The organism is Promicromonospora umidemergens, assembly GCF_024171995.1.
In the GTDB taxonomy this organism is placed as follows: domain Bacteria; phylum Actinomycetota; class Actinomycetes; order Actinomycetales; family Cellulomonadaceae; genus Promicromonospora; species Promicromonospora umidemergens.
On record NZ_JAMTCT010000016.1, the window covers coordinates 101,395 to 125,467 of the forward strand.

Annotated in this window: 19 protein-coding genes; 9 read left to right on the plus strand and 10 right to left on the minus strand. The window is 68.8% G+C overall.

From position 1 onward, the window contains the following. Window positions 1-85: 85 nt before the first annotated feature. Together dnaN and dnaA are read right to left on the minus strand one after the other, a co-directional pair. Window positions 86-1,216: a DNA polymerase III subunit beta gene (gene dnaN, locus APR04_RS21640; protein ID WP_253874158.1), complete on the minus strand. Its 1,131-nt coding sequence runs from the start codon at window positions 1,214-1,216 to the stop codon at window positions 86-88. Window positions 1,217-1,855: 639 nt separating this feature from the next. Beyond that, window positions 1,856-3,292: a chromosomal replication initiator protein DnaA gene (gene dnaA, locus APR04_RS21645; RefSeq protein WP_308292382.1), complete on the minus strand. Its 1,437-nt coding sequence runs from the start codon at window positions 3,290-3,292 to the stop codon at window positions 1,856-1,858. Window positions 3,293-3,723: 431 nt separating this feature from the next. On the opposite strand from dnaA, the gene rpmH reads away from it, so the two are divergent. The 8 genes from rpmH to APR04_RS21685 all read left to right on the plus strand — a co-directional run bounded on the left by rpmH (window position 3,724) and on the right by APR04_RS21685 (window position 11,445). Next, window positions 3,724-3,861 (plus strand): 50S ribosomal protein L34, encoded by a 138-nt coding sequence (rpmH, locus tag APR04_RS21650; RefSeq protein WP_108493057.1) that lies wholly within the window; start codon window positions 3,724-3,726, stop codon window positions 3,859-3,861. A 3-nt stretch (window positions 3,862-3,864) separates the two neighbouring features. After that, on the plus strand, window positions 3,865-4,242 hold the full coding sequence (gene rnpA, locus APR04_RS21655; protein ID WP_253874160.1) for a ribonuclease P protein component: 378 nt from the start codon (window positions 3,865-3,867) through the stop codon (window positions 4,240-4,242). Continuing rightward, the gene (gene yidD / locus APR04_RS21660) at window positions 4,239-4,547 is read left to right on the plus strand and encodes a membrane protein insertion efficiency factor YidD (protein WP_253874162.1); all 309 of its coding nucleotides are present in this window, start codon (window positions 4,239-4,241) and stop codon (window positions 4,545-4,547) included. Before rnpA ends, yidD begins: the two co-directional genes overlap by 4 nt. Before the next feature lie 84 nt (window positions 4,548-4,631). Then, complete coding sequence (gene yidC / locus APR04_RS21665) at window positions 4,632-5,786, plus strand: membrane protein insertase YidC (protein ID WP_253874164.1); 1,155 nt, start codon at window positions 4,632-4,634, stop codon at window positions 5,784-5,786. Window positions 5,787-5,798: 12 nt separating this feature from the next. Further along, complete coding sequence (locus APR04_RS21670; protein ID WP_253874166.1) at window positions 5,799-6,353, plus strand: Jag family protein; 555 nt, start codon at window positions 5,799-5,801, stop codon at window positions 6,351-6,353. A gap of 97 nt (window positions 6,354-6,450) precedes the next feature. Next, window positions 6,451-7,140, plus strand: coding sequence for a 16S rRNA (guanine(527)-N(7))-methyltransferase RsmG (rsmG, locus tag APR04_RS21675; RefSeq protein ID WP_253874168.1), 690 nt, complete (start codon window positions 6,451-6,453; stop codon window positions 7,138-7,140). Window positions 7,141-7,940: 800 nt separating this feature from the next. After that, on the plus strand, window positions 7,941-10,073 hold the full coding sequence (locus APR04_RS31110) for an AAA family ATPase (protein ID WP_308292383.1): 2,133 nt from the start codon (window positions 7,941-7,943) through the stop codon (window positions 10,071-10,073). A gap of 97 nt (window positions 10,074-10,170) precedes the next feature. Beyond that, window positions 10,171-11,445 (plus strand): ParB/RepB/Spo0J family partition protein, encoded by a 1,275-nt coding sequence (locus APR04_RS21685; protein WP_253874170.1) that lies wholly within the window; start codon window positions 10,171-10,173, stop codon window positions 11,443-11,445. 82 nt (window positions 11,446-11,527) lie between these two features. Here the strand turns inward: APR04_RS21685 and APR04_RS21690 are convergent, their stop codons facing one another. The 8 genes from APR04_RS21690 to APR04_RS21725 all read right to left on the minus strand — a co-directional run bounded on the left by APR04_RS21690 (window position 11,528) and on the right by APR04_RS21725 (window position 22,471). Further along, complete coding sequence (locus tag APR04_RS21690) at window positions 11,528-12,556, minus strand: D-alanine--D-alanine ligase family protein (protein ID WP_253874172.1); 1,029 nt, start codon at window positions 12,554-12,556, stop codon at window positions 11,528-11,530. A 110-nt stretch (window positions 12,557-12,666) separates the two neighbouring features. Continuing rightward, window positions 12,667-13,977, minus strand: coding sequence for an aminotransferase-like domain-containing protein (locus APR04_RS21695; RefSeq protein ID WP_425569901.1), 1,311 nt, complete (start codon window positions 13,975-13,977; stop codon window positions 12,667-12,669). A 175-nt stretch (window positions 13,978-14,152) separates the two neighbouring features. Beyond that, window positions 14,153-14,479: a thioredoxin gene (gene trxA / locus APR04_RS21700; protein ID WP_253874174.1), complete on the minus strand. Its 327-nt coding sequence runs from the start codon at window positions 14,477-14,479 to the stop codon at window positions 14,153-14,155. 70 nt (window positions 14,480-14,549) lie between these two features. Then, on the minus strand, window positions 14,550-15,524 hold the full coding sequence (gene trxB / locus APR04_RS21705; protein ID WP_372496155.1) for a thioredoxin-disulfide reductase: 975 nt from the start codon (window positions 15,522-15,524) through the stop codon (window positions 14,550-14,552). Between the two features lie 208 nt (window positions 15,525-15,732). Then, window positions 15,733-17,607, minus strand: a complete 1,875-nt coding sequence (locus tag APR04_RS21710; protein ID WP_253874178.1) for a protein kinase family protein — start codon at window positions 17,605-17,607, stop codon at window positions 15,733-15,735. A gap of 164 nt (window positions 17,608-17,771) precedes the next feature. Then, entirely contained in the window at window positions 17,772-19,505 is a 1,734-nt protein-coding gene (murJ, locus tag APR04_RS21715; RefSeq protein ID WP_253874180.1) for a murein biosynthesis integral membrane protein MurJ, read from the minus strand. An 84-nt stretch (window positions 19,506-19,589) separates the two neighbouring features. Then, a complete protein-coding gene (locus APR04_RS21720) occupies window positions 19,590-21,839 on the minus strand; it encodes a DUF6049 family protein (RefSeq protein ID WP_253874182.1) in 2,250 nt (749 codons plus the stop codon). Further along, the gene (locus tag APR04_RS21725; RefSeq protein ID WP_253874184.1) at window positions 21,836-22,471 is read right to left on the minus strand and encodes an NUDIX hydrolase; all 636 of its coding nucleotides are present in this window, start codon (window positions 22,469-22,471) and stop codon (window positions 21,836-21,838) included. The genes APR04_RS21720 and APR04_RS21725 overlap by 4 nt, the downstream gene beginning before the upstream one ends. 148 nt (window positions 22,472-22,619) lie before the next feature. On the opposite strand from APR04_RS21725, the gene APR04_RS21730 reads away from it, so the two are divergent. After that, window positions 22,620-24,059: a CCA tRNA nucleotidyltransferase gene (locus APR04_RS21730; protein WP_308292384.1), complete on the plus strand. Its 1,440-nt coding sequence runs from the start codon at window positions 22,620-22,622 to the stop codon at window positions 24,057-24,059. Window positions 24,060-24,073 lie beyond the last annotated feature (14 nt).

The window sequence follows — 24,073 nt, forward strand, 5'->3', positions numbered from 1 at the left end:
CTGTCCTTGGCGCAGGCTGGCTGTCCAGACTGGCGGTTGTCGGGCTGTGGATGCCGGGGCCCGTCAGCCGAAGGGCCCCGGCCCGTCAGCCGGTGAAGCGGATCGGGACCAGCAGGTACCGGTAGGAGGAGTCGTCCTCGCCGTCCAGGCTGCCCTGACCGGTGAACTCGACCGGCTTGTTGGGGTGCGTGAACGACAGACGAACGAAGTCGGTGCCCAGCGCGCCCAGCCCGTCGAGCAGGAACTGCGGGTTGAACGCGACGGCGATGTCCTCACCCACCAGCACTGCCTCCAGCGCCTCGGAGGCCTGTGCGTCGTCGCCGTGGCCTGCATCGAGCACGACCTGGCCCTCGCTGAACGCCAGGCGGATCGGAGTGTTGCGCTCCGCGACCAGGCTCACGCGCTTCGCGGCCTCGATCAGGGGCGCTGTGGCTACCACCGCGTGGATCGGCGTGGAGTCAGGGAACAGCCGGCGGACGGCAGGGTAGTCACCCTCGACGAGCTGGGAGGTCGTCTGTCGTCCGCCCGCCTCAAAGCCCACGAGGTCGAGGCCCTGCCCTGTGGACAACCCGAGGTTCACGAGGCCGCCCGAACCGAGCGACTTGGCGACGTCGTTCAGCGTGCGTGCACGGATGAGGGCCACGGCGGAGAAGCCCGGCGTCGCCGGGGTCCAGGTGAGCTCGCGGAGGGCGAGACGGTAGCGGTCCGTGGACAGGAGCGTGATGCGCTCGCCCTCGATCTCCACCCGGACACCGGTCAGCAGCGGCAAGGTGTCGTCACGGCTGGCGGCGACAGTCACCTGCGTGACCGCGTGAGTGAACGCATCGCCGGAGACCGTACCGCTGACCTCGGGCAGCCCCGGCAGTGCCGGGTACTCGTCCACTGGCATGGTGAGGAGGGTGAACCGGCTGGCACCGCAGGTGACGATCACCTTGTTGCCCTCGAGCGCCACGTCGACGGGCTTGTTGGGCAGCGCTCGCGAGATCTCAGCGAGCAGACGGCCGGAGACAAGCACGGTGCCCGGCTCCGCGACCTCCGCGGGGATCTCCGACCGGGCGGACGTCTCGTAGTCGAAGCTCGCAAGGTTGATCACGCCCTGTGCGTCGGCTGCGATCCGGACACCGGCAAGCACTGGAGCCGGTGGGCGCGTGGGGAGCGTGCGAGCGGTCCATGTCACGGCATCGGCGAGGACGTCGCGCTCGACCCTGAACTTCATGCCGTTGCATCTCCTCTTGTTCCTGGACTGTCGAGGGAAACCCTACGCGAGTTGGCGACCGCGTGGCACTCGATAGGCGGCGGTTGTGGATGGACTTCTCGGGGCCTGTAGTACTAGTGTTCGAAGAGGTGTCTCGAGCTGCCCGACCGCCTGATGAAGGCGTGTGGACTCCCCCTTAGATATAGATGTCGTAGTAGTAGTCGGTGTTGTGGATACTGGGGATATCCGCTCTTTGCGCAGGTCAGAGGGCGTTTCTGCCTGTGGAGGAACTGTGGGTGCATCTGTGCATGAGCTGGGGGCACCTGTGGAGGACCGATTTTTACACACAGGCTGTCCACCGATTTGGGGGTCGCCGCCCACAGAAAATCGGGGTTCATCCACAGCTGTCCACAGCCTTGTCCCCAGGGGTAAAGAAGCAGGTCAGCGCGGAGAGGCGAGTTCTGCACAGTTCTCGTCCACAGCGCTGGGGACAGGCGGAGCGGAACGGCCTGAACCTGCGGATCCGCATGTGGATAGACCTGTGGAGGTGCGTATACGCAACACCCCTGCGCACCGGTGAGGCTGTGCACAGGGGTGGGGAAAGATGCGGAAACAGGTGTTCCGTCCGATTTCGAGCCGGTGGGAAACTGGGTCCCGAGGTCAGCCGCGCTGCTGCTGCTTGATCCGACTCGTGAGCTCGGTGACCTGGTTGTAGGTCGAGCGACGCTCCGCCATCTGGCCCGCGATCTTCTTGTTCGCGTGCATGACAGTGGTGTGGTCGCGCCCCCCGAACTGCTGGCCGATCTTCGGCAGCGACAGGTCCGTCAGCTCGCGGCACAGGTACATGGCGATCTGCCGGGCGGTCACCAGCACACGGGAGCGTGAGGAGCCGCACAGGTCGTCGATGGTCAGGCCGAAGTAAGCGGCGGTCTGCGCGATGACGACGGCCGGTGTGATCTCGGTGGTGTCGTCGTCGTCGGTGATGAGGTCCTTGAGGACTATCTCCGCGAGGGCCAGGTCAACCTGCTGGCGGTTCAGGTTGGCGAACGCTGTCACACGGATGAGGGCGCCTTCGAGCTCCCGGATGTTCGTCGAGATGCGCGAGCCGATGTAGGAGAGGACGTCCGCAGGTACGGCGAGATGCTCACTCGCTGCCTTCTTGCGCATGATCGCGATCCGCGTCTCGAGGTCAGGTGGCTGCACGTCGGTGATGAGGCCCCACTCGAAGCGGGAGCGCAACCGGTCCTCGAAGCCGTTGAGCTTCTTGGGCGGGACGTCGGACGTGATCACTACCTGCTTGTTGGCGTTGTGCAGCGCGTTGAACGTGTGGAAGAACTCCTCCATCGTCTGTTCCTTGCCCTGCAGGAACTGGATGTCGTCGATGAGGAGCACGTCGACGTCGCGGTAGCGGCGCTGGAACGCGCCGGCCTTGCCCTCGCCGATGCTGTTGATGAAGTCGTTGGTGAACTCCTCGGAGTTCACGTACCGCACGCGGATGTGTGGATACAGGTTGTGCACGTAGTGCCCGATGGCGTGGAGCAGGTGAGTCTTGCCCAGCCCCGAGTCGCCGTAGATGAAGAGCGGGTTGTACGCCTTGGCAGGGGCTTCGGCCACCGCGACGGCGGCCGCGTGCGCGAACCGGTTGGACGATCCGATGACGAACGTCTCGAAGATGTACTTCGGGTTCAGCCGGGTGGGCTCGGCCGACGGCTTGGGCGCCGGCTGCGGTGCGATCGGCATCTGCGCCTGCTCGGGCTCCGGCGGCTCGTGCTCAAGGGAGAGCGTGGCCGGTCCGGAGATCTGCGAGGGACCGGCAAGCGCCCGGCTGCTCAGCTCGGGGTCCACGGTGATGCCGAACCGGACGTCCCGGCCGAGTACCGACGACATGGCGGAGACCAGGTCGTCGCGAACCGCAGTCTCCAAGTAGGTGCGTGTCTGCTCATGGGGGACGGCGATGAACACCATGTCGTCCAGCACTGCCATGGGCTTGGCGAGGCGGATGAAGGCGAGCTGCCGGGGGCTCATATCGGGCCGGGCCTCGAGCGCCGTCAGGGTCTGTGCCCAGACGTCGCCGATGTTCTCGTCCGGGTTGGCCACTGGCTTTCCTTCGTCTTGTGCGCGGGGTGATGCAACTGCTTGGGGGTGCCTTGGAGTCTGCCATGATGGGGCACCGTCCACACAGTTGTCCACAGGTTGTGGATTGCGCGGATCGCCGCTGGACAAGTGGTACACGGGCCGGTCAGCGAGGCCCCGTGGGACCCGGCGACGCGCGTGGTGTGGCGCGTCCGACACGCATGGTCCCGCCGCTCCGGTTTGACCGCGAGGGTGTGGACGGCGTAACGTCATACAGCCGTTCCAGGTACTTCTGCGCGCCCACATATGGATCCGAACCGCGTCCTTTCGACGTCGGTCACGACCAGTGGACCAGGCCCCGGGTCGGCTCGGCAGATCGCTGTACTGATCGGCCAACATTCACTGCATCGTCGAGGACAGACGGTGTGCCTACCCCGACGTTCTTGGAGTACCTCGTGAGCAAGCGGACCTTCCAGCCGAACACCCGCCGTCGTGCGAAGACCCACGGCTTCCGGCTGCGCATGCGCACCCGCGCCGGCCGCGCCATCCTGGCAGACCGCCGGCGCAAGGGTCGCGCCGAGCTCTCAGCCTGAGCCATGCTGCCCGCGGCGCACCGACTGCGCCGTTCCGTCGATTTTGAGCGGACGGTGCGCCGCGGCACGCGTGCAGGTCGATCGACCGTGGTAGTTCACCTGTTGGTCCCGGACGAAAATGTCTCGGAACCAGGATCGGGAACTCCACAGGTCGGTTTTGTCGTTTCCAAGGCTGTGGGTAACTCTGTGCAGCGCAATCTCGTGAAGCGTCGGCTACGCGCCGCCGCGGCCGAGCAGCTTTCGGCGTTGCCGAGTGCTGCCCTGGCTATCGTGCGCGCGCTTCCGGCGTCCTCGTCAGCCACGTTCGCGGATCTTGATCGAGACCTCGACTCGTGCCTGCGCCGTGCCGTCGCACGGGCAACCGGAGACGGGAAGAGATGACCACCATCTCCGCACCCGAGGGCGCGGCACCGCCGCGCGAGCCCTCGCTGATCGGTCGGCTCCCGGTAACGCTCCTCGTGGGGATGGTCCGCTTCTACCAGGCGTTCATCAGCCCGATGAGTCCTCCGAGCTGTAAGTACTACCCGTCCTGCTCGCAGTACGCCCTGATCGCGTTCCGGCGTCATGGTGCTCTGCGCGGGCTGGGGCTCGCGCTGTGGCGCTTGCTGCGGTGCAACCCGTGGAGTCTCGGCGGTGTCGACGACGTGCCGCCCGCGCGCGGCGCACACACCCACACCGAGGGCTGACCAGCTCCGGCTCGTGGTGCCGTACGCGACACCCGCACCTCCCCCCGCAGACTTCGCGTCACCAACTCTGGAGCTTCTTGACCGATGGACTTCTTCGCATTCCTCTGGCCGATCGAATGGGTCGTCGCCTGGATCATCTACGGTTCGCACTGGCTCTTCACGACCCTCGGGATGGCTGCCGGCCCGGGCACCGCCTGGGTGCTGTCGATCGTCGCGCTGGTGATCGTCATCCGCATCGTGCTCATCCCGCTGTTCTTCAAGCAGATCAAGGCCTCGCGCGGGATGCAGATGATCCAGCCCGAGCTGCAGGCCGTGCAGAAGAAGTACAAGGGCAAGACGGACCCGGCCTCTCGCGAGAACATGACCCGCGAGACGATGGAGCTGTACCGGAAGCACGGGACCAACCCGTTCGCGTCCTGTATGCCGATCCTGCTGCAGTCGCCGATCTTCTTCGCCCTGTTCCGGGTGCTGAACGGCCTGGAGGGCATCTCGACCGGTGACGCGGAGGGGATCGGCCCGATCACCCAGTCCGTTGCTGGTGACATCGAGTCGTCAACCCTCTTCGGGGCGCAGCTGAGCGACGTCTTCCTGCAGACCGACTCGTGGGTGTCGCGCACGGTCGTCATCGTGCTCATCGTCGCGATGAGCGTCACGACCTTCACCACGCAGCGTCAGCTGACCATGAAGAACATGCCGCCGTCGGCCCTCGAGGGCCCGATGGCGCAGACGCAGAAGATGATGCTGTACATGCTGCCGCTGGTCTTCGCGATCTCCGGTGTGAACTTCCCGGTCGGTGTGCTGATCTACTGGACGGTCACCAACGTCTGGTCCATGGGCCAGCAGTACTACACGATCAAGCGCATGCCTACGCCTGGCTCCATCGCCGAGAAGCAGATGAAGGAGCGGCAGGCTGCGAAGGCGGCCAAGCGCGCCGCCAAGACCGGTGAGGTCATCGAGGACGAGACGCCAGTGGTCGAGCAGCCGAAGACCGGTCAGCGCGTGCAGCCCAAGCGCAAGGACCGGCAGAAGGGCGCGGTCCGTCCGGAGCCCACGCGTCCCGCCATCGCGCAGTCGGCGCCTCAGGACGCCCCCGACACGACGTCCGGCAAGCAGGCCGCAGCCAAGCCGAAGCCTTCCGGGACGCCGTCGGGGAAGCAGCCCGGTTCGAAGCCGAAGCCATCCGGTACGGCTCCAGGGGCCACCCCGACGTCGTCGGGCAAGCGCAAGCAGAAGAAGTAGGAGGCAGACGCGATGAACGCGAGCACAGGTACGGCCGCGCCCGATCCCGTGGCCCCGGTCGTGGATCCGGAAGACCGGACCAAGCGCCTCGAGGAAGAGGGCGAGATCGCAGCCGACTACCTCGAGGAGTTCCTCGACATCGCCGACCTCGACGGCGACATCGATCTGGACATCAAGCATGACCGCGCCGCGGTCGAGGTAGTCGCCGACGACCCCACGTCGCTCGCACACCTCGTCGGTGGCGAGGGCGAGGTGCTCGACGCGATGCAGGAGCTCACCCGCCTCGCGGTACAGACCCGCACGGGTGAGCGCAGCCGGTTGATGCTCGACATCGGTGGGTACCGGGCGGCGCGCAGAGTCGAGCTCACGCGTGCCGCCGAGGCCGCGGTCGAGCAGGTGCGCAGCTCTGGCGAGGAGGTCGAGCTCGACCCCCTGAACGCTTTTGAGCGCAAGGTCGTGCATGACGCCGTCGCCGCCGCGGGCCTGGTCAGCGACTCGCGCGGCGTCGAGCCCGAGCGATACGTAGTGGTCCAGCCGGCGGCGGACCCTGCAGCGGTCACCGACTGACTCATCGGCCTCGGCCGGCGGCCGGTGTGCGCCCAGAGGGCGCGCACCGGCCGCCGGTGTGTTTGGCTACTTTTCGACAGCGAGTGGAGGGCTAGACGTGGAAGGTTCGGACGTGGCGGCGCAGTGGGACTCTGGCGCGAGCGCCGAGGTGCCGGACGGCGAGACGCTCGGTGCGAGCGACACCGTCAGGGCCTATCTGGGCGAGGCCTACGACGGCGTAGCGCACTACGCGGAGATGCTCCGTGGCCAGGGGGAGCTGCGTGGGCTGATCGGGCCCCGCGAGATTCCGCGCATCTGGGAGCGCCACATTCTGAACTCCGCCGCGGTCGTGCCGTACCTTCCGACGTCCGGCACGGTGGCCGACATCGGATCGGGAGCCGGACTGCCGGGTGTGGTGGTCGCGGCGATGCGCCCGGAGCTGGAGGTGATCCTTGTCGAGCCCATGGAGCGCCGCACGACCTGGCTCACCGAGGTCGTGAGTGAGCTCGAGCTCCCGAATATCCAGGTGAAGCGCGGCCGCGCCGAGGAGTTCCACGGAGCCTTCGAGGTCGATGCTGTGACGTCCCGAGCTGTGGCTGCCCTCTCGAAGCTGGTCCGGATGAGCATGCCGCTCGTCCGGGTGGGCGGCGAGATGGTGATCCTCAAGGGACGGAATGTTGCCCAAGAGATTGAGCCAGCACGCAAGGTCCTGCAGAAGTACGGTTCAGGGACTCCGGACGTCCTGGAAGGCGTCCCCGTCGAGGGAGTGGAAGCCACGACGATCGTGCGGGTGCGGCGCGGGAAGTAGCCGTCGCGGAGAACCATGTTTCACGTGGAACGGGAGCGGTCACTGCCGGTGGCCGCTCCCGTTCATGCTTCGCCGGACTGGTCTGACGGCAGCGCCGCGGGCTGGGCGAAGTGGCCCGAGGGTGAGCGACCTGAGAGCGAGTGGAGTCGAGCCGGGCACAGCAGATCGGGACCGATGGGCCGATGCGGTCGGTGTAATCGGCATCGGGCACGCCAGCCGCGGCGCCGGGATTCGTCCGTCCACAGAGTGTCGTGTTTCACGTGAAACAGGGTCGGGCGGGCGCTGGCTGCGCCGGAGTACTCAAGCCCTTTCCCGGCATGACGGAGGGCTCGCTCGGGTTTCACGTGAAACCCGCTTCACGCGAAACTGCTCCTGCTTGAGGGAGGAATCGGCCAAGCACGACATCGGCCCGCCCTGACGGGAGCAATCGGGAGGCGCCGGACTCGGATAGCGGCGGAGAGATGATCTGATCACTCCGGGATCGGCGTTTCGACACGCTTCAGCAGGTCCGCGACCTTAGCGTTACACGGGTGTGCTTCTTCAGACGAAAGTCCAAGCGAGTAGCGGCAGCCAAGTCTGTTGCGGCGCCGGCTGCCGCTGTCACGGCGTCCGACTCGTCCGCTTTGGAATCGGTCTCCATGGCGAGGGAGTCGTTGACGGAGGCAGACAGGTCGACCGCGGCCACCCCAGGGGGAGCGTCGGGGCTCTCCATGCTCACGGAACAGTCCGGGCCGGATGGCGCGGGCGGGCCGGGGGAGCCAGGGTCGGATGGCACCGACACTCGGCTGCAGGAGGCGTCGGTGGGTGCCCAACCATCGGCTGCTGTCCCCGACCCTGGTGCCGAGGCGGCACCAGCCGGTCGAACGATCGACTCTGGGTTCGACGAACACCCCGATGATCCGGTCGACGAGACTTCGCGCGGGATCGATGCCGAGGCCAATCCTGAGGCAAATCTTGAGGCCGAGTCCGGTCAGTGGGCGGCGGGTCGATCCAACCTTGCAGAGGCGGGCGTTCCTGCGCCAGGGACCGCTGCGAGCGGAGTCTCCCAGGGTGCGGCTTCCGAGGCTCGCCCTTCGGATTCCAATGCACCCGACGCCAGTGCCTCCGAACCCGATGAGCCAGACGTCAGCGCACGGGACGTCAGCGCACCAGACGCCAGCGCACCAGACGCCCCGATCGCTACGGACGGCGCGGAGCACCGGAACGCGGGCGAGCAGAACCGGAACGGTGGCGAGCAGAGTTCGCACCCCGGTGAGGAGGGCGCGCCGGACACTCCCACCGGCGACCTGGCAGAAGCTGAGGAGGCGGAACAGATTTCGTCGTCCGAGGAAATGGCCCTGCCGCTGCCCGAGATCGTGGACGATGGTCCCCGCGACCAGGTGTGGGGCCAGGACCGCCCGGGGGCCGAGGGAAAGAACGTGACTGCGTTGAGCCAGCTGATCGAGTCGGTCACGACGCCTGCCAGCCGAGATGGCGAGCAGGACTCCGACACGACAGCGGCGCCAGCAGCCACCGGGGCGGCAGGCACGCCCGAGTCGCCCGAGTCGCCTGAGTCGCCCGAAGACTCCAAGGATCCGATGGACACTGGGTTCGAGGACGACGATCCCGATCAGATGGAGGAGCTGCCGTCCGACCGACCGGTCCCGGCCGACGCAATCCGGCGGGCGAGCGAGGCACTAGATGCGGCGGTCAACGCGGCGCCCGCGGTCATTGGGTCGGCTTCGTGGGGCTCGGAAGACGAGTCGGGCGCCCTCGTCGATGAGGACCTCACACATTTCGACGGAGAAACTGAGCCGGAGTTCGAGCCAGAAGACACGGCCAGCGATTACAGTGTCCGCGTGACGGATCCGATTCCTGTGCAGAGCCTCTCCGCTCCCGACGTTTCACGTGAAACGTCGGGGCCCGTGCAGATGCCCAATGGCACGCAGCAGCCCACAGGCGGCCCGCACGGTGGCGATGACGAGCGTCGGTCAGCCCTCATCGCAACCGTCCCGGCCGTTGACGACACGACTCCTGTCGCCGCCGAGCTCGCGATGGATGCTCGCCGACGCATTGAGCTTCAAGGGCGCCGGTTCCCGCGTCCACCGAAGACGCGCATCATCACGGTGGCAAACCAGAAGGGTGGCGTCGGTAAGACCACGACAACCGTGAACGTCGCCGCCGGACTGGCGCTGTCCGGCCTGAACGTGCTGGTGATCGACAACGACCCGCAGGGAAATGCCTCCACAGCGCTGGGGATCGAGCACCGCGCAGGCACCCCGTCGGTGTACGAGGTGCTCGTGGAGGGGGAGTCTCTGGCAAGCACGGTCCAGCAGTGTCCCGACGTTCCGAACCTTTGGGGAGTGCCGGCGACCATCGACCTGTCCGGCTCCGAGATCGAGCTCGTCTCGCTGGTTTCACGTGAAACGAGACTTCGGAAGGCGATCGACAAGTACCTCAACGACCGCATTGCCGCAGGGGAGGAGCGGATCGACTACGTCCTCATCGACTGCCCGCCGAGCCTGGGTCTCCTGACGGTCAACGCGTTCGTGGCGGGCCGTGAAGTTTTCATTCCCATCCAGTGCGAGTACTACGCGCTCGAAGGGCTGAGCCAGCTGTTGAAGACGATCGACCTGATCCGGTCCCACCTCAATCCGGAACTGCGTGTCTCGTCGATCCTGCTGACCATGTATGACGGTCGCACCAACCTCGCGCAGCAGGTGGCAGGGGAGGTCAGGTCGCACTTCCCGGCGGAGACGTTCAAGACGACGATTCCGCGCTCGGTGCGCATCTCCGAGGCTCCGAGCTACGGCCAGACGGTGATGACCTACGACGCGACATCCACCGGCGCGCTGGCGTACCTTCAGGCATCTCGCGAGCTGGCCGAACGGGGTCAGGGCGGGTCGAGCCCCCGTCGTGCGATGCAGGCAGAGCCGATCGGGGCGCAGGACTGATGGTCCGTAGTGACGGACGGGGCCGGCTGGGCACCGTGCCGATGGAGACGAAGCCCGTTCGCGCTCGGTGCGCGGCCGGAACCGACGAGGAGACACGATGAGTGCGAAGCGACGCGGGCTCGGGCGGGGCCTGGGCGCCCTGATCCCGACGGGTCCTGAGCTGGACGAGCAGGCGCCCGGCGCGGGGCCGGTCGAGTCGGACGGCGCCGACAACGCACTGGGCGGGTCGGTCGCGACGGTCGTCGAGGAACGCCCGTCGCCGGCGCTCGACGCGACGGACAAGATTCCGGTGAGTACCGTCTCGGTCAGCTCTGTCACGGCCGATCCGGTCACGGAGAAGAAGGCGGTCAAGAACTCCGGGCCTCGTCCCAGCACCGTCAAGTGGGACTCCGCAATTGCGAGCGGCCGGCTCTCGGTAGCGAACGAGGCGGCGGAGGGCGGCAGCGTCTCGGCTCTGGACGACACGTTCTTCAGCCGCGAGGAAGGCGAGACCGCCGACGTTTCACGTGAAACAGCGGAACTCGTTCCCGTTCCGGGCGCCCGGTTCGCCGAGCTACCCGTAACCGCGATCCGGCCGAACACCTGGCAGCCGCGGACGGTCTTCGACGAGGGCGACCTGGACGAGCTCGTCGAGTCGATCAAAGAGATCGGCGTCCTCCAGCCGATCGTCGTCCGTCCGGACAAGGAGCATCCGGGTGAGTACGAACTCATCATGGGCGAGCGACGTTGGCGCGCGACGCAGGCTGCCGAGCTGGAGACCATACCGGCGATCGTCCGCGACACCGATGACGGTGACATGCTCCGCGACGCGCTGCTGGAGAACCTGCACCGCTCGGACCTGAACCCGCTCGAAGAAGCCGCGGCCTATCGCCAGCTCCTGGACGACTTCGGTTGCACGCACGAGGAGCTTGCCAACCGGCTCGCGCGCAGCCGCCCGCAGATCTCGAACACTCTGCGGCTGCTGCGGCTGCCTCCGCTGGTGCAGCGTCGTGTCGCCGCCGGGGTGCTCTCGGCGGGTCACGCTCGTGCGCTCCTCGGTCTGAGTGACGGCGCGGAGATCGAGCGGCTCGCTCAGCGCATCGTGTCAGAGGGGCTCTCGGTCCGCGCGACCGAGGAGATCGTCATGCTGACGGAGTCCGACGGAGGCAACGGGAAGACTCGCAAGCCGCCGCGCGCCGGGACCCGCATCGAAGCGGTGGACGAGCTGGCGACCCGGCTGTCCGACCGGTTCGAGACCCGGGTCAAGGTGGCGCTCGGCAAGACCAAGGGCCGGATGACCGTGGAGTTCGCCTCGGTCGAGGACCTCAACCGGATTCTCAACGTCATGGCCCCTGAGGAGCGCGGCCTGCTCAAGCCGCAGTCCGACGCCTGACGAGGACCTGCAGAGAATGACGCCGGGCCGGCATCCCTTTCGGGGGATCGCGGCCCGGCGTCGTTTCACGTGGTGCGTGGCGCTATCGCGCGGCCGCCAACGCGGTGTCGACGACCGTGCGGTACAGCGCCGCGAGGTCGTGGCCGCTCGCCGACACCGCCTGCGGCAGAAGTGACATCTCTGTCATGCCCGGCGCCACGTTGACCTCGAGGATCTGGGCTGTGCCCGCGGCGTCGAGGATCAGATCCGTGCGGGACAGGTGACGCAGGTGCAGCGTCTCGTGAGCCCGGACGGCGGCGTCGGCCACCTGGGCGGCCTGGTCCGTGGTGAGGCGAGCGGGCGTGAAGAACTCGGTGTCGCCGGCGACGTAGCGGGCCGCGTAGTCGTAGCCACCGTCGGCGACGATCTCCACGGCGGGCAGGGCCTCGGGCCCGCGCGGACCGTCGATCACGCTCACCGCCAGCTCGACGCCGGTGATCGCCTGCTCGATGAGCGCGGTCTCGCCGTAGGCGAAGCACTCCACCATCGCCCGCGGCAGGTCCTTGGCGCGGGTGACGACGGTGACGCCGAGCGCTGAACCGCCTTCGGTCGGCTTGACCACGAGGGGGAGCCCGAGCCGCCGCACTATCGTGTCGAGCACGGGCTGCGCCCCGAGGTCCCGGAACAGACTCTGGGGGAGGGTCACGTAGTCGGGTGTCGCGAGACCTGCCTCAAGCAAGGCGGCCTTGGAGATGGGCTTGTTCCACACCACACGGCTCGCCCGCGGGCCCGTGCCCACGTAGGGGAGGCCGAGCATGTCGAGCACGTCGCGGACGGAGCCGTCCTCGCCGGAAGCGCCGTGGAGCAGCGGCCAGACGACGTCGGGCCGGGTCTCACGCAGGAACGGCAGGAGATCCGCATCGACGTCGTGCACCAGGACCTCGAGGCCGGTCGAACGCAACGCCTCGGCGACACGACGCCCTGAGCGGAGGGACACGTCCCGTTCGTGCGACAGGCCCCCGGCGAGAACGACCACCAGGGGAGCGCCGTCCGCGGCGTCGTTCCCGGCCGGCGCGGAGGGAGAGCCGGCGGGAACGCCGGACGACGCCGGTGCGGGCGCGGAAGGTGTCATCGAGAGACTCACTCGGTCGAGGTCAACGGGTCAACTGCTCGGAGCTGCCATCGTGTCAGAAGCCCAGACGCTCGGGTGGCGGTCGGGCTCCTGACACGGAGATCGGAGTGTCAGGCCAGGTCCGGCGCGGGAGCTTCGACGTCGCCCGTGTCGGGCTCCGGCTGCCCGGACGTGCCGAAGATCTGCACCAGCTCGGACTCGCTGTTGACGACGCCGGCCAGCCGGCGCACACCCTCGCGGATCCGATCTGATGTGGGGAAGCAGAACGACAGTCGCATGTGGTCCGAGCCGCTGCCGTCGAAGTAGAAGGCGGTGCCGGGCACGTACGCGACGCGCGCCGTGACGGCACGGGGCAGCATCGCCCGAGCGTCCAGGCCGTCGGGCAGCCGCACCCACACGAAGAACCCGCCCTCCGGTACGTTCCACGACGCGCTTGGCAGGTGCTCGCCGAGCGCACCCACCAATGCGTCCCGTCGCACGCGGTACAGCTCTCGGTAGTCCTTGATCTGCGCCTTCCAGTCGCACGTCTCCAGGTAGGTCGCCACGGCGAGCTGTGAGGCGTTCGACGGCGAGAGGACCGCCGACTCACTGGCCAGCACGAGCTTGTCGCGCACGGCGTGCGGCGCGATCACGAAACCGACCCGGTAGCCGGGGGCGAACGTCTTGGAGAACGAGCCGAGGTACAGCACACCGTCGGTCTCGTAGGAGCGCAGCGCCCGCATCGGTTCGCCGTCGAAGCCGAGCAGGCCGTACGGGTTGTCCTCGACGACGAGGACACCGTGTCGACGGCAGATCTCCAGCACCAGCGGACGGCGTTCGGCGGACAGCGAGACGCCCGCGGGGTTCTGGAACGTCGGGACCGTATAGAGAAACTTCACGCGCCGGCCCGCGCGGGCCAGCCGCGCGAGAGTCGCGTCGAGCTCGGCGGGAACGAGGCCGTCGGCGTCGAGCGGTACCTGGACGACGTCGGCCTGGTAGGACCGGAAGACGCCGAGCGCACCCACGTAGGACGGCGCCTCGGCGAGCACCACGTCACCCGGGTCCACGAAGATGCGGGTCACCAGGTCGAGCGCGGACTGCGAGCCGGTGGTGACCACGACGTCGTCGGGGTGGGCCGACACGCCCTCGAGCGCGACGACCTGCGTGATGTGCTCGCGCAGGCTCTCCTCACCCTGGCCCGAACCGTACTGCAGGGCAGTGGTGCCCTTGGTGGCGATGAGCCGCTGCATGGCGTCGGCGATGACGTCGAGCGGAAGGCCCTCGAGATACGGCATGCCACCTGCCAGCGACACCACCTCGGGACGGTTCGCCACCGAGAAGAGCGCTCGGATCTCTGAGGCCCGCATGCCGTGCGCTCGCGCCGCGTACGAACCGAACCACGGGTCGAGGCGGTTTCCGGTAGTCTCGGGGAGCTCGTTCACGCGGCCCAGTCTCGCATGCGGGCCGTGTGCGGCTCAGTGTCTGTTCGTGGCGAAACAGTGAGATGACGGGGCTCTCGACGACGGAGAGCGCGTGCCCAGACCTCACCCGGTGACCTCACCAGGCGCGGATCCGGACACGCGCTCTCCGTAGCGGCACGTTCGCGGTGTGCGGCAGTCAGACCGCGAGGACCTCGTCGATCTCCTCGGTCAGCGCACGCTTCGGGCGAGCGCCGATGATCGACTTCACGACCTCGCCGCCCTTGTAGACGTTGAGCGTCGGGATCGACACGATGCCGTAGTCCATGGCGGTCTGACGGTTCTCGTCGGTGTCGATCTTGACGATCTTGATCCTGCCCTCGTACTCGTCCGAGAGCTCTTCGAGGATCGGCGCCACCATGCGGCACGGCCCGCACCAGGTAGCCCAGAAGTCGACGAAGACAGGAATGTCAGAGTCGAGGACCTCGGTCTTGAAGGTGTCGTCGGTGACCTTGATGGTGCTCATCCAGCATCTCCTTGTTCATGGCCTCGTACAGGGCCGAGCGGGACTGGGCCGGCTGGAGCCGGCCGGGAGCTCAGTCGTTCAGCGAGTCGAGGAACGCCTGGGCGTCGAGCGCCGCGGAGCAGCCCGAGCCGGCGGCCGTGATCGCCTGGCGGTAGGTGTGGTCGACGGCGTCGCCGCAAGCGAAGACGCCGGGGAGGTTGGTGCGCGTGCTCCGGCCCTCGACGAGGATGTAGCCGTTCTCGTCGAGGTCGACCTGACCCTTGACGAGGTCGGTGCGGGGCTCGTGACCGATCGCGACGAAGAGGCCGGTCGCGTCGAGGTCCCTGACCTCGCCGGTGACGGTGTCGCGCAGGCTGATGCCCGCGACCTTGTTGTCGCCCGTGATGCCGGCGATCTCGCTGTTCCACGCGAACTCGATCTTCGGGTCCGCGATGGCGCGCTCGGCCATGATCTTCGATGCGCGCAGGCCCTCGCGGCGGTGCACGACGGTGACCTTGGAGGCGAACCGCGTGAGGAACGTCGCCTCCTCCATCGCGGAGTCACCGCCGCCCACCACGGCGACGTCCTGGTCCCTGAAGAAGAACCCGTCGCAGGTGGCGCACCACGAGACGCCACGACCGGAAAGCCGCTTCTCGTCCGAGAGGCCCAGCTCGCGGTACGCCGAACCGGTGGCGAGGATGACGGAGCGGGCGCGGTAGGTGTCGCCGCCACCGGTCACGACCGTCTTGACGTCCCCCGTCAGCTCCACCTGCTCGGCGTCGTCCCAGACGACCTTGGCGCCGAACTTCTCGGCCTGCTCGCGCATGGCGTCCATCATGTCGGGACCCTGGATCCCCGCGGGGAACCCGGGGAAGTTCTCCACCTCGGTGGTGTTCATCAGGGCGCCGCCGGCCGTGACCGAGCCCGCGACGACGACGGGAGCAAGGCCCGCACGCGCTGCGTAGATGGCTGCGGTATATCCCGCGGGGCCGGACCCCACGATGACGACGTCGAGCACGGGGGCGTCGGTTGTCCCGGCAGCCGGAGCTGTGGTCTGTTCGGTCAAGGCGATCTCCTCGAGTTCCATGGGCACACGCAACAACACGCGAGCGGGCCTTAGTGTTCCAGCCGATGCCGACCGCGGCGCAATCGGAGGCGTGAGCCTCGGCACATGACATCGACATGCGTCGATGTAACAAAGAGTAGAGGTAGAAGCCGGGGGCGCGAAGTCGCCGATCGACCTCGCGCCCCCGGACCCCACCCCTGTGAACGGGCTAGCTCAGCACGACCTCGTTGAGCTCCAGCCGGAACCCGTCCGAGGCCTGCGGCAGCTCGGTGACCCAGATGGTGAACGAGTCGCTGACCACCGGCTCGGTCAGCTCGAACGTCGTCGTCTCCGAGAAGGTGCCTTCGGCGAGCACCTCGCCGCCGGCGCCACCCTTGAGGATCTGCACCTTGCCGCCCGGGGTGTTGGTCATCAGCTCCACCTTGGTGACCGAGGCCGGCTCCCGGAGCCGCAGCTCCATCCCCAGCGAGTCCTTGAACCCGCCGAAGGCCGCCTGCTGGTACGTGGTCGTGTAGTAGAAGGTGGCCGGGTCGGTGTCGTAGGCGAGCTCGACCTTCTCCGGGTGGTCGAGCGTCTCACCCTCCCAGTCGAGCGTGCCCAGCAGGGCAGCCGAGTCGATGACCGGCCGTGCCTCTGTCTGCGCGGGCGGTGACGGCGCGGTGCTGCCGTCTCCTTCGCCCTCGCCACCTGCGGAGGCGCTCACCGTAGGGCTAGGGGAGGCATCGGCGATGACGTCAGGCGTCGGCGAGAGGACGGCGTTGATCGCCCAGATCAGGCCGGCCACCACGGCGACACCGACAAGGCCCAGCACGATCGGCGTCGGGTTCACGCCGCCGCGCTTGGGCGCGGGCTGGGTGGCGAACCCGCCGTCCTGCTCGTGATAGCCGCCGTTGGAGCCATACCCGCCGGGGGCGTACTGCGGCGGGTACTGCTGCGGCGCACCTTCCTGCGGATACTGGGCCTGCGCGTACTGGGACTGGTCATACGCGGGCTGGCCCTGTCCGACCGGCTGTCCGAACTGGTCGTAGCCGGACGGGGCGCCCCCGTGGGGCGGTGGCGGCACGGGGGTGTGCCCGCCGTATGCCTGCGGCTCGTAGGTGTAGTCGTTCTGCGGCTCCGGGTAGCCGGCGGGCACGTTGCCCGCCCCCATCGCCATCGTCTCGTCGTTGCGTGCGATCCGGCCGGTGACGGGGCGTCGTACGGGCGGTGTGCCCTCGCCCCCGAAAGCGTCGGCGATGGACTGCCGCCGCGGCCCCTCGGGCTCGGGCCGCACAAATCCAGGCAGCGATGCCACTACGGAAACCTCTCCCCACGGCGTCAGGGCCGTGGTCACTTCGTCGGGGTTCATCGGTCCGTCGGTGCTACCGGGCGCGTTGAACGCTCGGCTCACCAGGGCATCGATGTCGGTGTCCACGTGGGGAACCAGCGTGGACAGCGGCGCCACAGCGCCGGAGTCGTCGAGCTGCGCGGGCAGCGGAATCAGGGTGTCCTTCGCGATCCAGTCGGCCTCGAGGTCCTGTCCCGGCCAGCGTGCTGTCATCGCGTAGTAGAGCAGGGCGACCAGGCCCTGGGCGTCGAGCTGTGCCGGCGTGCCGTTGAGGGTGTCCCCGGAGGCGAGACCACCGTCCAGCCCAAGGCCCGTGACCAGCACCTCGTAGCCGTCCACCCGGACGGCCTCGGGACGTAGCGCGGTGTGGTGGACGCCGCGAGCGCGCGCCACGGTCAGAGCGGAGGCAGCCTCACCGACTATCGCCCGGGCCTGCTGCTCGTCCACCAGGCCGCTCGAGACGATCTCGGTCAGCGTGGTGCCGGTGTGCGGTTCGGTGACGATGTACTTGTGACCGTCGGAGTCCGAGCCGGCGTCGAGCACCCGGACGAGGCGAGGGTCCGTCACCAGCGCCGCGCGCCGGGCCGAGTCGATGGCGTCGCCCGCATAGGGCCCGGTGACGAGGGTGACACGGACCCCGCGGTCCAGAGTCAGGTCGTGCGCATCCCAGGCGGTTGCCGCGGCAAGGTCGGTGGACACCTGCTGGCTCAGTCTGTATCTCTCGACCAGCACGCTGCCTGGCTCGACGGTGCTCACGCGGACCTCCTCGCTCGGTCGGGGGACAGTAGCAGGTACGTGACCGCAAGGATCACGCACCGTCGCCATGCTACGCGGAACCGCCGACAACCCGCCGAAATGTCGTCCCTTCGCAACCGAGATGTGAAGCATCCGCGTGCTCCGCCGTCACGACGACGGAGGGGTCAGCGCTTGAGGCGCGCGAGCACGGGGCCGAGCAGGCGGTCGAGCTCCCTGACCCGGAACAGGCGGAGCAGCAGCAGGTAGACGACGAGCATGGCCAGGCCAGAGAGCGCCGTCACCCACAGACCACTGAGCATGGTGAGTGCCCAGCCGCTGCCGAACGAGAGCGCGTCGAACCCGCCGACCAGCTGGTACACGCCCCACCCGGCGAACCCGGAGACGGTGGCGGCGAGAAGGGTCTTGGCGTGGAGGGCGAGCACCCGTCCGCCGTCGAGCCGGCCGCCGAGCTTCTTCTTGAGGCCGCCGGTGCGCAGGAGCACCGTGATCCAGTTCGAGAGGGCGTAGGCACCACCGGCGGCGATGACCCAGTACTGCGGCGCCAGCCAGATCTGTGCTGCGATCAGCCCGGCTACCAGTGCCAGCGTGGACGGCACGGTGATCCAGAAGACGGAGCGGCCGTCCTCGTAGGCGTAGTAGACCCACTTCATGAGCGCCATCGCACCGAGCGGCACCAGGCCGAACGAGAGGGCGACCAGCACGGGCGCGATGAGGGCGGTGCCTTGCTCGCCCGCCGTCGGGACGATGAACGCCGTTGCCGGTGCTGCCAGCACCGTGAGCGCGGCGGTGGCGAACACCGTGAAGACGCCGATCGTGCGCAGACCCAGGGAGAGGTCGGCGCGGACGCGGTCGGTGTCGCCCTCCTGCGCGGCCTTGCTGATCCCGGTGAACAGCGCCGTGGCGATGGAGACCGTGACCAGCGAGTGCGGCAGCAGGTAGATCAGGAGCGCCTGCGTGTAGGCGGCGTTACCGGCGAACTCGACCCCCGGCCCGCCGGACGCACCTGCCTCCGAGGCGACCCGGGTCAGGTAGAGAACGCCCGCCTGCTCCAGGACCACCGCGGCGAACGTCCAGACGGCCACGGACCCGGCCGAGCGCAGCCCGATGCCGCGCAGCCCGAGCCGGAAGTTCCAGCGGAAGCCCGAGCGCAGCAGCGGGACCAGCAGCACCAGGGCCTGTGCCACGATGCCGAGGGTGGCCGTGGCCGCCAGCAGGATCGTGCGCGGTGTGTCCCACTCGGCGAGATCGTTGATCCCGAGCTCCGGGGCGGTGCCGAACACCACGAGGAAGATGCCGAACCCGATGACGGAGACCACGTTGTTGGCCACCGGCGCCCACATGAACGGCCCGAACTGCTCGCGTGCGTTGAGCACCTGCCCCAGCAGCGTGTACAGGCCGTAGAAGAAGAGCTGGGGGATGCACCAGTACGCGAACACGGTGCCCAGTGCGAGCTGCTCGGCGGTCCAGCCGTCCGTGTAGAGCATGACGACCCACGCCGACGCACCCGTGAGGATCGCGGTGATGGCGAGAATGCCGACGGCCGAGATCGTGAGCAGCTTGTCGATCCGCTCCTGTGCGTTGTGCGCGCGGAACGCCTTGACGATCTGCGGGACCAGCACCGCGTTCAGCATGCCGCCCGCGAGGATCGCGAACAGTACGTTGGGCAGCTTGTTGGCGACGTCGAAGGCGTTCGCGACCGTGCCGGCGGAGCCGATCGCGGCCACCAGCATCACGTTGCGGACGAGGCCGCCGAGTCGGGACGCGGCGGTGCCTGCCGCCATCACCAGCGAGTTGCGGCCCAGGCCGCTGGACGGCGGCGAAGGCGGGGTGGCGGGCTCGCCCGGACCGCTCGCGGCCTGGGAGCTCGGGTCCGAGGCGGGGTCGGTCGGTACGGTCACGGCGTTCTCCTGGGTCAAGCGACTACTCCCGTGGTCTGGGCCTTGCCCGGTGTGGTGCTGCCGACATGTGCGGCGGCCGAAACATTACTCCGCCGGGACGGCCACGGAGCTCGCCGACGTGGTCGGTGGCGGCTCCAGGGCCTCGGCCGATGTGCCGGTCGCCTCCTCGACGTCCTTGCTGGTGGCACGGTACGGGGACTTTCCGCGGCGCACCGTGCGCCAGATCCCGGCCAGGAACAGCAGCGCGACGAGGCCGGCGGCGATCCAGGTGCCGACCTCCTCCCAGCCCGCGCGGACGCGCACCTGGAACGATGAGTTGTCAGTGATCTTGGCGCCGGTGGGCGTGAGGATCTGTGCGGTGACCTGGACGTCGCCGGAGCCGATGGCGCGCACCGGCACCTGGACGTCCACCTCCTGACCCGCCGGGATCGTCGCCTCGCTACGAGCGTCGACGGTGAGTCGCGGATGGTCGGGACGAAGGACCACGGTGACCGTCGCGTCCAGGTCCAGCCCGTTGCGGACGCGCACCGGGATGTTGCCGACGTCGGTGATGAAGTTGATGTCCTGGCGGGGGACGACCGTGATGGACTCGTGCGTCAGCTCGTTCGTGGTCTGCAGAACCTGCTGGACGATCGACGACCGGCGCCCCGGGTCCTGCCGCTGCGCGACCGACAGCGGCGCGATCAGGCGGACGACGCCCGGGCGCCAGATCTGTCCCCGCTGCTCACCCGCGACGGAGGAGAACGTGACGACCGCGTCGCGAGCGTGCTCGAGCGCCGCCACGTCGTTGGGGCTGATCTCCGCCTTGGCGGGCCGGTGCTTCGGCAGGGGAGTGCGGCCCTCGTTCTGTGCGTCCTGCCGGAGGAGCCTGTCGAGCGTCGTGGTGTCGAGCCAGGCCGCTTCGTCGAGCGTGTCGAGGATCGAGATCGCTGCCGCGGCATCGGGCGTCCAGGTGCGGGGAGCCGCTATGAACACCGTGGGCGGGTCAGCCGGCGACTGGCTCACGATCGCGGCCGTGTCGGCGAGCAGACGCTGCGTACCTTCCGCCGCGGTGGAGGCTGTCGAGGCCTCGGCTGACGTGTCGGTGGTGCCCGCTGCCGACTCGTAGCCGGCCTCCGACAGGTCGGTCGCCGAGACGAAGGCCTCCGTCAGCGTCGTGTCGGTGACGGCGGCGCGCGCGGTGCCCGACGGCGTCGCGACGTCTGCCCGGCCGGTCGGGGTGCCGTAGCCCTCGTACGCCAGCCCGCCCCCGCCGACCACGACGTCCTGCCTGCCCGTGGCCACGGCGAGGCCGAGCGTCTCGATGTCGGGCACCACGCCGTCGGCCGGCCAGGCCAGGCTCCGGTTCCAGCTCTCGGGGATCGCCCAGTTGGGGATGCGGGGTGCGCGCACGAAGCTCCGTCCGCCCGTGGCGTACACCTCGGCGTGCGCGAGGGCGGCGAGATCCAGGTCGTGGCTGGGGAGCGTGTACGTGGCCGTCTGCTCGGCGGCCGCGACCATGCGGTCGGACCATTCCGTGAGTGCCGGGTCCTCCGATCTCGAGGCCCTGCCCATCACGTTGGGGTCGATCGCGAGCGACAGGTCGGTGTCCTCCGCGACCCGCAGGACGCCGTCGAGGCGCTGGCCCTCGGCGGCCTGCTGTGCGAGCTCGATCTCGGTCGCGTCCGGGTCGGAGGGGTCGGTCGCCGGGCTCGTCACCGCGGCCAGGACGCTGAGCCGCATGGGCTCGCGCTCGGCACCGTCGGCGTCGTACATCAGGAACGTGCGGGCGATGCCGAGGCGCCCACTGGCGTCGTTGACGCTCACCGCGAGCCGACGAGGGCCGAATCCTTGCAGGGCCGGGACGCGAGGGTCGTAGGTGAACGAGACGTTCGTGGAGGCGCCAGGCGCCAGCTTGGGGACAGCCTCATCGATGGGGTCCCCGTGGACCGGGTCGAGCATGCCGGCGTCGGACCATGCGGCGATCTGCGCACGGGACGTGAGCGCGAGGAAGTCGACGGTCAGCTGGGCCACGGTGCCGGATACAGCGGCGTCGGTCGTGTTGGTGATCCGTGCCCGGATGGTCACCTTGTCGCCCGGCGTCGCGACCGGGTGCGAGATCTCGGTGACCGAGACGTCGAGCGGGCCCTGGCCGGAGGGGGCCGCAGGGACGTGCTCGACCACGGCGTCGGCGGGTGCCGTGGCGCGGCTCGTGGACGGGGCCGTGGCGGTCGCCGGAACGACGGTCGACCCGACGAGCAGCACGGCCGCCAGGACGACGGCGCCAATCTTGCCGGTGCGGCGGGTCGCCCAGTGGCGGGCGGGACTGCGGGAGATGTCGGGGTGCTGCGTCATGGCAGGTCGGGGCGCTCCGTGTGGAAGGCGTCAGCGCGCAGCGCGTCCCGGAGGCTCCTCGAGGACACGAGGAGATCCAGGGCGGCGGCGGCGAGCCGCTGCTCGTTCGGGTACGACAGGCGCTCGGAGAGCTCGTCGATCCTGACCCAGAGAGCGTCCTCGGCTTCGCCGTCCGGATCGTCCTCCACGGTCAGGCGACCGCCCTCCGCGCGCAAGAGGTAATGGTGCACCACCTTGTGGACTCGCCGGTCCTCACCGGTGAACCAGTAGTCGATCACGCCGAGCTCCGCTTGGATAGAGCCGCGAATCCCGGTCTCCTCGTGGATCTCGCGGATCGCCGCTTCTTGCGGTGTCTCCCGGCCTTCGAGGTGCCCCTTCGGCAGGCACCACTCCAGCCGGCCGGTGCGGTTCCGGCGCAGCAGCACTGCCGCGCTGAACTCCTCGGGACGTTCGGACCCGCCCCGCAGCACCAGGCCACCCGCAGATGTCTCGTCCACGATGGGCAGGTGAGCCGGGCTGCTCGTCGAAGGGGCACGTCGGGCAGGATTCACCCGCAACGGTGCTCCGCCGGGCGGCGGAGGCACCTCCGGGCGACCGTCTGGACGGTCGCTCGCCGGAACAGGGGTGGACATGCCCCAACACTACCGACTGAGCACGGTTGCTCTGGTCAGGGAGTGTGGGCGGTTTCGGGCACGGCGTTCGTCGGCGCCCGTGACCGAAACTCGGATGTTCGATCTAGCGGTGCGTGCCGTCGGGTCACGTCTGGAACAATCTTGGGCTGTGTCTACCCCTGAGCAGGATCTGTTGCGACGCGCGCTCGGCGTGCTGACCGAGATGGCGCCCGCCGCGCTCGAGCTGGGCGACCAGTTCCGTGCCGCGGGGCACGAGCTCTCGCTGGTCGGCGGACCGGTGCGGGACGCGTTCCTCGGCCGGACGAGCAACGACCTCGACTTCGCGACGTCGGCCTCGCCGGCCCAGACGCAGAGCATTCTTGCGCGCTGGGGTGACGCCAACTGGGACATCGGGCGGGAGTTCGGCACCATCGGGGCCCGCCGGGGGGACGTCGTCGTCGAGGTGACGACGTACCGGACCGACAAGTACGACCCGGCGTCCCGCAAGCCGCTCGTCGAGTTCGGCGACTCCCTCGACGGCGACCTGTCGCGACGCGACTTCACCGTGAACGCGATGGCCGTGCGCGTGCCCGACCTGACGTTCGTGGACCCGTTCGACGGCCTGAGCGACCTCGCAGCCGGCGTGCTGCGCACCCCCATCGCGCCCGAGCGCTCGTTCGACGACGACCCCCTCCGCATGATGCGTGCCGCGCGGTTCGCCGCGCAGCTGTCGTTTCACGTGGAACAAGGGACACTCGCTGCGCTGGTCGCGATGGCCGAGCGGATAGAGATCGTGTCGGCGGAGCGTGTGCAGGCGGAGATCACCAAGCTGCTCCTGAGCGACAACCCGCGCGCCGGCCTCGAGGTCCTGGTCGACACCGGCCTCGCCGCACAGGTGCTGCCGGAGCTGCCCGCGCTCCAGCTCGAGATCGACGAGCATCACCGGCACAAGGACGTCTACCAGCACTCGCTCACGGTGCTGGAACAGGCGATCGCGCAGGAGACCGGGCCCGACGGCGCGGTGCCCGCCCCGGACCTGGTGCTGCGCCTGGCGTCGCTGCTGCACGACATCGGCAAGCCGGCCACGCGCCGCTTCGAGCCCGGTGGCGGCGTCAGCTTTCACCACCACGAGGTGGTCGGGGCCAAGCTCACCGCCAAGCGGCTCAAGGCGCTCAAGTTCGAGAAGCAGGTCGTCAAGGACGTGTCGCGCCTCGTGGAGCTGCACCTGCGGTTCCACGGCTACGGCGACGGTGCGTGGACGGACTCCGCCGTCCGCCGCTACGTGACCGACGCCGGTCCGCTCCTCGAGCGGCTGCACCGGCTCACCCGCGCCGACTCGACGACGCGCAACAAGCGGAAGGCCCAGCGGCTGTCGGACGCGTACACGGACCTGGAGGACAGGATCTCCGTGCTGCGTGAGCAGGAGGAGATCGACGCGATCCGTCCGGACCTGGACGGTACGCAGATCATGGCGATCCTCGGGATCTCGCCGTCGCGCGACGTCGGTGAGGCGTACAAGCACCTGCTGAGCCTGCGCATGGAACGGGGCCCGCTGGGCGAGGCCGTGGCGACGGAGGAACTGAAGAAGTGGTGGGCGGCGCGGGGCTGACGCCACACCGCCGG